Source organism: Sphingomonas sp. (genome assembly GCF_035317925.1).
Taxonomy (GTDB): Bacteria; Pseudomonadota; Alphaproteobacteria; order Sphingomonadales; family Sphingomonadaceae; genus Sphingomonas_I.
This window is the reverse complement of sequence record NZ_DATHFV010000118.1, coordinates 1-10,405: the sequence shown is the minus strand read 5'-3', so window position 1 is coordinate 10,405 and position 10,405 is coordinate 1. Positions and strand designations below refer to the sequence as shown.

The window sequence follows — 10,405 nt, the reverse complement described above, 5'->3', positions numbered from 1 at the left end:
CCAGAGCCCGACCCTCGCCACCTGGAACGAAATCCAGTCGGTCAAGTCGCCGGCCACCGGCACCACCCAGCTCATCACCGGCCTCGGCGGCATCGATCCGTCCGACGTGCTCCAGCTTTCCTAATCAACGCCCCATCGCAGGAGTAATCCCATGTCCTTCTATACCTCGCTCTCCGGCCTCAAGGGTGCCCAGTCCGATCTGTCGGTCATCTCGAACAACATCGCCAATGTCGGCTCGATCGGCTTCAAGAAGAGCCGCGCCGAATTCGGCGATCTGATCTCGGCCTCGCCGCTCCAGTCCGGTACCGTCGCCGGTCAGGGCACGCGCCTGAAGGAGATCAGCCAGCAATTCACCCAGGGCGGTTTCCAGACCTCGGATCGCGCGCTCGACCTCGCCATTTCGGGCCAGGGCTTCTTCGTGACCAAGAGCGGCGCGGAGATGAGCTTCACCCGCAACGGCGCGTTCAGCCTCGACGGTGACCGCTACCTGGTCGACAGCAACGGCGCCTATGTTCAGGTGCTGCCGGTCGACAGTTCCGGCGTGCTCAGCGCCAGCGGCATTTCCTCGGCCACCAACCTGCAGATTCCCCAGACCGCGGGCTCGCCGGCGGCGACCAGCGCGATGCAGCTTTCGGTGACCGTGCCGAGCAACGCGGATCTCCCGGCCAACCGCGTCAACTACAATGCCGCCAATCCCTACGCGTTCGATCGCTTCGATTCGAACAGCTACAATTATTCGACGTCGACCACCGTGTACGACGCGGCAGGCAATCCGCAGCAGGCGACGCTCTATTATGTGCGCACCAGCGTGCCGGACGCGGCCGCGACGCCGCCGGTGACGGGCAGCACCTGGGACGTGCATCTGTTCATCGGCGACCAGGAAGCGAGCTCGGACGGCAATGTGAACACCAGCCCCGCCGAGGCATTGTCGCTGTCGTTCGACAGCAACGGCGCGCTGGTCTCGCCCAGCGGCACCACCCAGTTCAGCAGCGTGCTGCCGGCGGGTTCGGGTGCCCCGATCCAGATCGGGCTGACCTACGATGCGTCCAACACGCATCAGGCGTCGTCGACGTTCACGCCGGGGACGATCACCCAGAACGGCAAGGCCGCCGGCCAGCTCACCAATATCTCGGTCGATACCAACGGGCTCGTCTCCGCGACTTTCTCCGACGGTACCACCAAGAAGTTGGGTGCGGTCATGATCGCGAACTTCCCGAACACCAATGGCCTGCGCCAGCTTGGCGATAGCCGCTGGGGCCAGAGCGGTCTGTCGGGCGATCCGATCATCAGCCAGGCCGGCAGCGGTTCGGCTGGCACGATCCAGTCCGGCGCGCTCGAGGAAGCCAATGTCGACATCACCGAGGAGCTGGTTTCGCTGATCTCCGCGCAGCGCAACTTCTCGGCGAACGCCAAGGCGATCGAGACCGCCAACAACATGACCGACACGATCGTCCAGCTGCGCTCGTAAGGTCTGAGGGCAAGGAACTGAGCCATGGATCGTCTGATCTATTCCTCGCTGGCGGCGATGCGTGGCGCGATGTCGCGCCAGGCAACGATCGCCAACAATCTCGCCAACGTGAACACGGCGGGTTTTCGCGGGGAATTCACCAGCGCCTCCGCCGAATGGCTCAAGGGCAGCGGCGGTCTCAATGGCCGCGCCACGGTGTCGCAGGACGTCACCGGCGCGAACATGACCGCCGGTGCCGTCACCGCCACCGGGCGCGACCTTGACGTCGCGCTCAACGGCAATTCGATGCTGACGGTCCAGGCGACCGACGGTTCCGAAGCCTACACCCGCCGCGGCGATCTCCAGCTGTCCGACAGCGGCCTGCTCACCACCGGGGACGGCATGCCCGTGCTCGGCCAGAGCGGTCCGATCACCTTGCCGCCGGCCGACAGCGTGTCGATCGGCAAGGACGGCCAGATCTGGATCGTGCCGCAGGGTGGCGATCCGAAAAGCCCGCAGGCGGTCGACACGCTCAAGCTCGTCTCCGCCGATGGCTCGACCATCAAGAAGGGCATCGACGGCCTGTTCCACGAAACGAATGGCGGCACGCTGCCGTCCGATCCGGACGCCTCGCTGACCTCGAAAAGCATCGAGGGCTCGAACGTCAACGCGTCGGCGACGCTCGTCGACATGATCGACGCGTCGCGCTCCTGGGAAGCCCAGGTGAAGATGCTCACGACCGCGCAGGACATGGACAAGTCCTCCGCCGCTCTCATGCAGATCTCCGAGTAAGGACGTAACATGACCAACGCAGCTCTCCACGTCGCGCGCACGGGCCTCGATGCCCAGAACGAGAAGATGCGCGTAATCGCGAACAATCTCGCCAACGTGAACACGACCGGCTTCAAGCGCGATCGTGCGAACTTCGAGACGCTCGCTTATCAGCAGATCACCGCGCCCGGTGCGCAGGCGACCGACCAGAACAAGTACGCCACCGGCCTCAACCTCGGCTCGGGTGTGCAGATTCAGGGCACGGCGCGCATCGACACCCAGGGTTCGATGCAGATCACCGGCAACAGCCTCGACATGGCGGTCCAGGGCGCGGGCTTCTTCCAGGTGCTCAAGCCCGACGGCTCGATGGGCTATACCCGCGACGGCAGCTTCAGCCAGACGCAGGACGGCACCGTCGTCACCTCCGACGGCATGCCGCTCCAGCCGCAGATCCAGATTCCGGAAGGCGCGACGACGATCACGATCGGTTCGGACGGCACGGTTTCGGCGACCCTCCAGGGCCAGAACGCGCCGAGCGTGGTCGGCAAGATCCAGACGGTGCGCTTCATGAACCCGTCGGGCCTGCAGGCGGACGGCAACAACCTGCTCTCGGAAAGCGCCGCTTCGGGCGCGCCGCAGGTCGGCGATCCCGGCACCGACGGCCGCGGCACGATCGCGCAGGGCAGCCTCGAATCCTCGAACGTGGATATCACCGAGGAGCTGGTCGACATGATCGAAACCCAGCGCGCCTACGAAGTGAACTCGAAGGTCATCAAGGCGACCGACGAGATGCTCCAGACCGCGAACCAGCAGCTTTGATGATGCGCAACGCCTTCATCCTGTTCGGCCTCGGCACGGCTCTGGTCGTCGTCGCGCCCGCGCATGCTCTGTTCGGCAGCAAGAAGCGCGACGCTCAGGTGCGCGCCGAATATGCGCCGACGCCCTATCAGCCGCCGGCCGTGCCGTTCGCCGCCGACGGCGCGATCTTCCATGCCGCCGCCGGTTACGCGCCGCTCACCTCGGGCGCGCGCGCGGCGCAGGTCGGCGACGTGCTCACGATCATCCTCGTCGAGAAGACGCAGGCGGTGAAGAGCAACAGCGCCTCGTCCGACCGTACCGGCAATGTCGGCATCACCCCGCCGACCACGGGGCCGCTCAAGTTCCTCAAGTCGACCAGCCTCACCGCCAGCGGCGGCGGCGCGTTTGACGGCAAGGGCGCCGCCCAGCAGTCGAACCAGCTGAACGGCGCGATCAGCGTCACCATCGCCGCCGTCTATCCCAACGGTACGATGATGATACGGGGCGAGAAGCATCTCACGCTCAACCGCGGCGACGAGCAGATCCGCATTTCGGGCATCGTCCGCGGCGTCGACATCGATCAGGATAACACCGTTCCGTCGACCCGCGTGGCCGACGCCAAGATCACCTATGCCGGCACCGGCGAGATCGCGCGGGCCAGCCATCAGGGCTGGCTCAACCACTTCTTCTCGATCCTGAGCCCTTTCTAGGACCAGTTGCATGAGTCTCGCTTTCTCCTTCCGTTCGCATCGTGACGAAGCCGCCGAGGCCGCGCAGCTGCTGCCGCGCCTCAAGGCGTTCGGCATGCGCCTGATGCCGACCGTGGTCGGCATGGTGCTGGTGATCGTGGCGATGCTGCTGACCACCCCGGCCTCGGCCGAGCGGATCAAGGATCTCGGCCACTTCCAGGGGCTGCGCGCCAACCAGCTGACCGGCTACGGCATCGTCGTCGGCCTTGCGGGCACGGGCGACGACAATCTCGAATATACCACGCAGGGCATGCACAGCGTCGCCTCGCGCTTCGGCATGCAATTGCCCGCGGGCGTCAATCCCGCGCTCAAGAATGCCGCGGCGGTGATCATCACCGCCGAGCTGCCCGCCTTCGCCAAGCCCGGCGAACGGCTCGACATCACCGTCGCCGCGATGGGCAAGGCCAAGAGCCTGCGTGGCGGCACGCTGATGATGACGCCGCTGCAGGGCGCGGACGGCCAGATCTATGCGATGGCGCAGGGCAACCTCGCTGTCGGTGGTCTCGGCATCGATGCGGCGGACGGCTCCAAGATCACGGTCAACGTGCCGACCGCCGGCCGCATCCCGGGCGGGGCCACGGTCGAACGCGCGGTCGATGCGGGTTTCGCGACCACGCCCGAAATCCGGTTCAATCTCGCCGAAGCCGATCTCACCACGGTCGGCCGGGTCGCCAATTCGATCAACGCCAGCCTCGGCCAGGGCCGCGCCCGCGCGATCGACGCGGTCACGGTCTCGATCAGCGCGCCGGAAGGCGCCGAGCTCCGCACCGCCTTGATGGGCAAGATCGAGGATCTGCTGGTCGATCCGGGCGACGCGGCCGCCAAGGTGATCGTCAATGCCCGCACCGGCACTGTCGTCATCAACGGCGCGGTCCGGATCGCGCCGGCGGCGGTCAGCCACGGCAAGCTCACCGTCAAGGTCAACGAAGACATCAGGGTCTCGCAGCCCGCGCCCTTCAGCCAGGGCCAGACCGCGGTCGTGCCCAAGAGCAGCATCGAGGTTCAGGAAGAACATAATCCGATGTTCAAATTCGCGCCCGGCGCGAGCCTGGCCGATATCGTCAAGGCGGTGAACGCGATCGGCGCCTCGCCGGCCGATCTGGTCGCGATCCTCGAGGCGCTCAAGGAAGCGGGCGCGATGAAGGCGGAGCTGGTGGTCCTGTGACGACCTCGCCCATCACCACGAACGCGGCCACCGCCGCGCCGTCCACGGCTTCGCCCGACCAGGCGAAGCTCAAGAAGGCGGCGCAGGCGTTCGAGGCGGTGTTCGTGCGCCAGCTCATCGGCTCGATGCGCTCCGCCACCGACAATGACGGCATCTTCGATTCCGAGGCGACCAAGCAGTTCCAGGACATGGCTGACGCCAAGACCGCCGATGCGATGGCACAAAAGGGCGCGCTCCACATCGCGGACATGCTGGTCAAGCAATATGGCGCGCGTCTGGCCCCTGCCGCCGCCGCCGGTGCAGCGCCTCAGCCCGGCGCCTCCGTTGACGTGAAGGCCGCGAAATGAGCGATCTGCTGTCCATCGGCAAATCCGGCGTGCTCGCCTACCAGAGCGCGCTCGCCGGCATTTCCGAGAATGTCGTCAACGCCAACAATGACGGCTTCGCCCGGCGCGAAGTGACGATGAAGGAGCAGGCGGGCAATTCCGGCCCGATGTTCCTCTATCGCACCTCGTCGGCATTCAACGGCGTGCAGGCGGCGACCGTCACGCGCGTGTGGGATCAATATACCGCCTCGAAGGCGTGGAGCGCCAATTCGGACAACTCGCAGGCGAGCATGCGGTCGCAATGGTACGGCAAGGTCGAGGATTCGCTCGACGACGGCGATTCCGGCGTGGGCGTGAAGCTCACCGCGATGTTCACCAGCGCCAATGCCTTGTCCGCCAATCCGACCGACGCGACCTTGCGCCAGAGCTTCCTCTACGCGATCCAGGATGTCGCCGGTTCGATCAACAAGACCGCCGCCAGTCTGGTCAGCGTTGCCGGCACCGTATCGAGCCAGGCGAGCGATTCGGTCCGGCAGGTCAATGACGCGCTGACCGCGCTGGCGAAGATCAACGTCGCGCTCAAGACCGCGCCGCAAGGGACGTCGGGTCGTGCCGCGCTCGAGGATCAGCGCGATACGATCATCGGCACGATCAGCGACAAGGTCGGTATCGACGTCACGCTGGACACGTACGGCGCGGCCACCGTCCGGATGAACAGCGCCGGCGGCCCGGTCTTGCTCGACAGCAGCAGCATCGAGCCCGCGCAACTCAGCTTGCAGACCTCCGCCAGCGGCACGCTCAGCATGAGCATCACCAGCAGCGGCACGACCTCGGCGGTCAGCCCGACCTCGGGCGGGCTCGCCGGTTATGCCGAGGCGGCCAACCAGATTGCCGGCCGGCGCCAGCAGCTCGATGCGCTCGCGACGAGCCTCGCCACGCAGGTCAACACCTGGAACGCGCAGGGCACCGATCTCAACGGCAATCCCGGCGCGGATCTGCTGTCGGGCACCGACGCCGCCAGCTTGTCGCTGGCGGTGACCGATCCGAGCCTGGTCGCCGCCGCCGACGCGACCAATGCCAATGGCAATCTGCTCGCCATTTCCAGCCTGCGCGGCGCCAACGGCGTCGAGACGGCCTGGCGCTCGATGGTCACCGATCAGGGCCTGAAGGTGCAATCCGCCACCACGCAGGCGACCAGCGCGGCCGCCGCCAAGGATAGTGCTTATTCCGATCTCGACGACGTGTCGGGCGTGGACCTCGATACCGAGGCCGCCGATCTGATGCGTTTCCAGCAGGCCTATTCGGCCTCCGCCAAGATCATCCAGACTGCACGCGAGACGCTGCAGTCGATACTCGATCTGTTCTGAGGGCTTTAGACCATGATCAGCTCCACCCGTTACCGCGCGATCGCCGAGATCAACCGCCAGACCGATCTGTCGCAGCAGATCGCCAAGCTCCAGGAGAGCGTGTCGACCGGCAAAAGCGTGACCAAATCGTCGGACAATCCCGACGCGATGCAGCGCATCACCGAAATCCGCCAGACGCAGGCGGATCAGGTCGTGTGGACCGCCAACACCAATATGGGCGCGTCGATTTCGTCCGCGGCCGATACCCAGCTCGGCTCGATCGAAGACATGCTCAATCAGGCCAAGGAACTGCTCCTGTCGGGCCGCAACGACACCACCTCCACCAGCGATCGTACCGCGATCGCGGCGCAGCTGCGGGCGATCGTCGCCAATCTGAACGCGGCCTCGACCACGAGCGATCCCACCGGCGCGCCGCTCTTCCCGACCGCCACGCCGCTGTCGATCCCGGTGTCTGATACGCTCAGCCTGCCTGCGACCGCGCAGCGCGATCAGGTGTTCGGCAACGTCACCACCGCCAGCGGCGTGCAGACGCTGCAGCAGATATTGAACGACGCCGCGACCGCGGTCGAAGGCAATGCCGCCACCCGTGCCACCGACATCCAGACCAGCCTCGACGCGATCGATGCCGGTTCGGCGCACATCACCCAGATCCGCAGCGATCAGGGCGTGCGCGGTGCGCGGTTCGATGCGGCCAAGGACGATCTCGACACCAGCGGCGAGACTCTGTCGGAGGAACGGAACGGGCTGGAAAGCACCGACCTGACCTATGCGCTGAGCGAGTTCCAGGCCAAGCAGACCGCGCTCCAGGCGGCGCAGACCCTGTTCGCCCAGTCGAACAAGACTTCTCTCTTCAACCTGATGGGCTGATCGCTCTTTTTGGGTTGAGCGGCACCGGCCCGCACCCCCACCCGACCTCCCAACAGGTTATTCTATGGGAGGTCGGGTGGGGGTGCGGGCCGGTGCCGTCTGCGCCATCGGCGCACAAAAACAGCGTAAACGCGATCTTCACCATAAAGCGCGTAAATCCAGGCCGTTAATCATGTTGGAGAGGCCGGACTTACGTCCCGGACGCTCTGTCCAGTTTCGCCATCCGGGGGTGTTTTCGAATGTTTGCAGCGATCGGCCTGGTCGTCCTCCTCGGCATGGTGTTCGGTGGCTTCGCTTTCACGGGCGGCGCGCTCGGCCCGGTCCTGGAATCGATCCCGCACGAGATGATCATCATCGGCGGCGCGGCCATCGGCGCGCTCCTGGCCGGCAATTCGATGAAGGAACTGAAGCAGTTCGGCGGCGGCTTCGGCAAGGTCTTCAAAGGTCCGAAATACACCAAGAAGGACTATCTGGAGGTCATCTTCCTCGTCTCCAGCCTGATGAAGATGCTGCGCACCGATGGACCGGTCGCGCTCGAGCCGCATATCGAGGATCCCAAATCGTCGAGCGTCTTCGGCCAGTATCCGAAGCTGCTCAAGGATGCGACTTTGATCCACCTGATCACCGATACGCTGCGGCTGGTCGTGATCTCGTCGGGCACGCTCGATCCGCATGCGGTCGAGGATGTGATGGATAATGCGCTCAAGACGCACCACCATGACGATATCCGTCCGGCCGACATGTTGCAGAACCTGGCCGACGCGCTGCCCGCGCTCGGCATCGTTGCCGCTGTGCTCGGCGTGGTGAAGACGATGGGCTCGATCGACAAGCCGCCAGCCATCCTCGGTGCGATGATCGGCTCGGCGCTGGTGGGTACTTTCCTGGGCGTGCTGCTCGCTTATGGCATCGTGGGTCCGTTCGCGAGCCGCTGCAAGCAGGTGGTCGAGGCCGACGCCGCCATCTATGGCGTGGTCAAGCAGATCATCATCGCGTCGCTTCACGGCCATCCGCTGCCGCTGGTGATCGAAGCCGCGCGTTCGGGCATCAGCCACAGCAATCAGCCCGCGTTCGCCGACGTGTTCGACGGCATGCGGGGCCGCTAATGTCTGAGAAGACCGCACCAGCCCGCACCCCCACCCGGCCTCCCAAATACGGTATCCTTGATGGGAGGCCGGGTGGGGGTGCGGGCTGGTGCGGCCTCCGCGTGAGCGGAGCAAACTGATGGCTGGACCCGCAAAACGTGGCAGGAACGAGCCCGAGCCACGGCCGATCATCGTCAAGAAGATCATCGAGGCCGGTCATGGCGGACACCATGGCGGCGCCTGGAAGGTGGCCTATGCCGATTTCGTGACCGCGATGATGGCGTTCTTCTTGCTGCTGTGGATTCTCGGCGCCACGACCGAAAAGCAGCGCAAGGGCATCGCCGATTATTTCGCGCCGACGCTCATCGAGATGAAGCTCAAGAGCGCGGGCTCGAACGGCGTGTTCGGCGGCGACAGCATCATCGCCAAGGACAATTATCCGCACAAGGCGGCGCAGACCGGCTCCAAGTCGCTGACCATCCCCAAGGATGCGACCGGCGGCGCGAGCGAGGCGGCGGCCGCCGAACGGATGCGCGATCGCGTGCGCTTCGCCTTCCTCAAGAAGCAGATCATGCAGCGCATCACGGCGGACAAGGGTCTGTCGAAGCTCGCCGGCAACATCCGCTTCACCGATACGCGCGAAGGGCTGCGCATCGATCTGGTCGACAAGGCCGATTTCTCGATGTTCGCGCTCGGCACCGATGCGCTGCTTCCGCCGGCGCGCGCGCTGATGGGCCAGGTGGCGCAGGTGATTGCGGGCGTGCCCAACGGCGTGATCGTGCGCGGCCACACTGACTCTTTGCCTTACGCGGCCGGCCGTTCGGTCAACAACTGGACGCTGTCGAGCGCGCGCGCCGAGGCGACGCGCCGGGCGCTGGCCGACAGTGGCGTGCCCGGGGATCGCTTCAACCGGATCGAAGGCGTCGCCGATCGCGAGCCCTTCATCCCGGCCGACCGCTACGATCCGCGCAACCGCCGCATGTCGATCACGCTCGCTTTCTCGGGCCCGGATCCGGCGGCCGGGGATGTGCCAACCGGGGATGTGCCGTCCGGGCCGCCCGCGCTGCTGCCGCCGCCGGCGGGCTGACGTCGCCCGCGCGGGACTGCGCGCGTCCCGTCAGCCTGCGCCGAAGTTCAGGACGATACCGACGCCGTAAAAGCGCGGTCGGCCCGCGACGAAGGTCGGCAGGCCGATTTCGTCGCCGGTATTGCCCGCGTCGATCACATATTTGCGATTGAACAGGTTTCGCACGAAGCCCTCGACGCGCCAGCGATTGCCGGCGGGGTGGAGGCCGATCACGGCATTCATCAGCGCATAGCTTCCCTGCGTCTCGTCCTGGACATTGTCCGGGATCAGCCTGGCCGGGGGTTGCTGGAGATCGGGCCGATCATTGTCGTCGTCGAAGAAGACGCGGCTCTGATAGGTGACGGTAGGCGAAAAACTCAGCCGCATCTCGGCCAAAGCGGCAGTCAATGTCATCCCCAGCGCCACTGAATGATCGGGCGCCAGGCGAAGATGATTGCCCTTGCGGGCGCCGTCCGCGAACCGGCTGTGATTAAAAGCGTAGTTCGCGAACAGGGTGAATCCGCCGGAGGGCGTCCAGCGCACGTCGCCTTCGGCGCCGTAACTCCGCGCCTTGCCGCGATTGACCGTCACCACTTGTGTGCCTTCCAGCGCGGTCGACTGGAAATTGGAATAATCGTAGCGGTACAGCGCCGCCTCGAGCAGCAGCCTCCGGCCGGTCGCGGTCTTCGCACCGATCTCATAACTGTCGACCCGCTCGCTCGGCAGCCGGTCGAAGCCGGCGTCGCCCAGGGGAATTGTCGGCGCGC

Annotated in this window: 11 protein-coding genes; 10 read left to right on the top strand and 1 reads right to left on the bottom strand. The window is 65.7% G+C overall.

Going from position 1 to position 10,405, the window contains the following annotated elements; genetic code table 11:
• Positions 1-151: 151 nt before the first annotated feature.
• The 10 genes from VK533_RS08455 to VK533_RS08410 all read left to right on the top strand — a co-directional run bounded on the left by VK533_RS08455 (position 152) and on the right by VK533_RS08410 (position 9,659).
• Positions 152-1,468, top strand: coding sequence for a flagellar hook protein FlgE (locus VK533_RS08455; protein WP_324376424.1), 1,317 nt, complete (start codon positions 152-154; stop codon positions 1,466-1,468).
• Positions 1,469-1,492: 24 nt separating this feature from the next.
• Positions 1,493-2,239 carry a flagellar basal-body rod protein FlgF gene (flgF, locus tag VK533_RS08450; protein ID WP_324376423.1) on the top strand — a complete coding sequence of 249 codons (747 nt, stop codon included), beginning with the start codon at positions 1,493-1,495 and terminating at the stop codon, positions 2,237-2,239.
• 9 nt (positions 2,240-2,248) lie between these two features.
• On the top strand, positions 2,249-3,037 hold the full coding sequence (flgG, locus tag VK533_RS08445) for a flagellar basal-body rod protein FlgG (protein WP_324376422.1): 789 nt from the start codon (positions 2,249-2,251) through the stop codon (positions 3,035-3,037).
• Positions 3,037-3,726: a flagellar basal body L-ring protein FlgH gene (locus VK533_RS08440; protein ID WP_324376421.1), complete on the top strand. Its 690-nt coding sequence runs from the start codon at positions 3,037-3,039 to the stop codon at positions 3,724-3,726. Before flgG ends, VK533_RS08440 begins: the two co-directional genes overlap by 1 nt.
• Before the next feature lie 103 nt (positions 3,727-3,829).
• A complete protein-coding gene (locus tag VK533_RS08435) occupies positions 3,830-4,930 on the top strand; it encodes a flagellar basal body P-ring protein FlgI (RefSeq protein ID WP_414712291.1) in 1,101 nt (366 codons plus the stop codon).
• On the top strand, positions 4,927-5,277 hold the full coding sequence (locus VK533_RS08430; RefSeq protein ID WP_324376420.1) for a rod-binding protein: 351 nt from the start codon (positions 4,927-4,929) through the stop codon (positions 5,275-5,277). The genes VK533_RS08435 and VK533_RS08430 overlap by 4 nt, the downstream gene beginning before the upstream one ends.
• Positions 5,274-6,623, top strand: coding sequence for a flagellar hook-associated protein FlgK (flgK, locus tag VK533_RS08425; protein WP_324376419.1), 1,350 nt, complete (start codon positions 5,274-5,276; stop codon positions 6,621-6,623). Before VK533_RS08430 ends, flgK begins: the two co-directional genes overlap by 4 nt.
• A 12-nt stretch (positions 6,624-6,635) precedes the next feature.
• A complete protein-coding gene (locus tag VK533_RS08420) occupies positions 6,636-7,490 on the top strand; it encodes a flagellin (protein ID WP_324376418.1) in 855 nt (284 codons plus the stop codon).
• A gap of 239 nt (positions 7,491-7,729) precedes the next feature.
• Complete coding sequence (gene motA, locus VK533_RS08415; protein WP_324376417.1) at positions 7,730-8,593, top strand: flagellar motor stator protein MotA; 864 nt, start codon at positions 7,730-7,732, stop codon at positions 8,591-8,593.
• Positions 8,594-8,711: 118 nt separating this feature from the next.
• Positions 8,712-9,659 carry a flagellar motor protein MotB gene (locus VK533_RS08410; RefSeq protein ID WP_324376416.1) on the top strand — a complete coding sequence of 316 codons (948 nt, stop codon included), beginning with the start codon at positions 8,712-8,714 and terminating at the stop codon, positions 9,657-9,659.
• A gap of 30 nt (positions 9,660-9,689) precedes the next feature.
• Here the strand turns inward: VK533_RS08410 and VK533_RS08405 are convergent.
• Positions 9,690-10,405: TonB-dependent receptor domain-containing protein (locus VK533_RS08405; RefSeq protein WP_324376415.1), on the bottom strand; the 716-nt coding region annotated here is incomplete at its 5' end.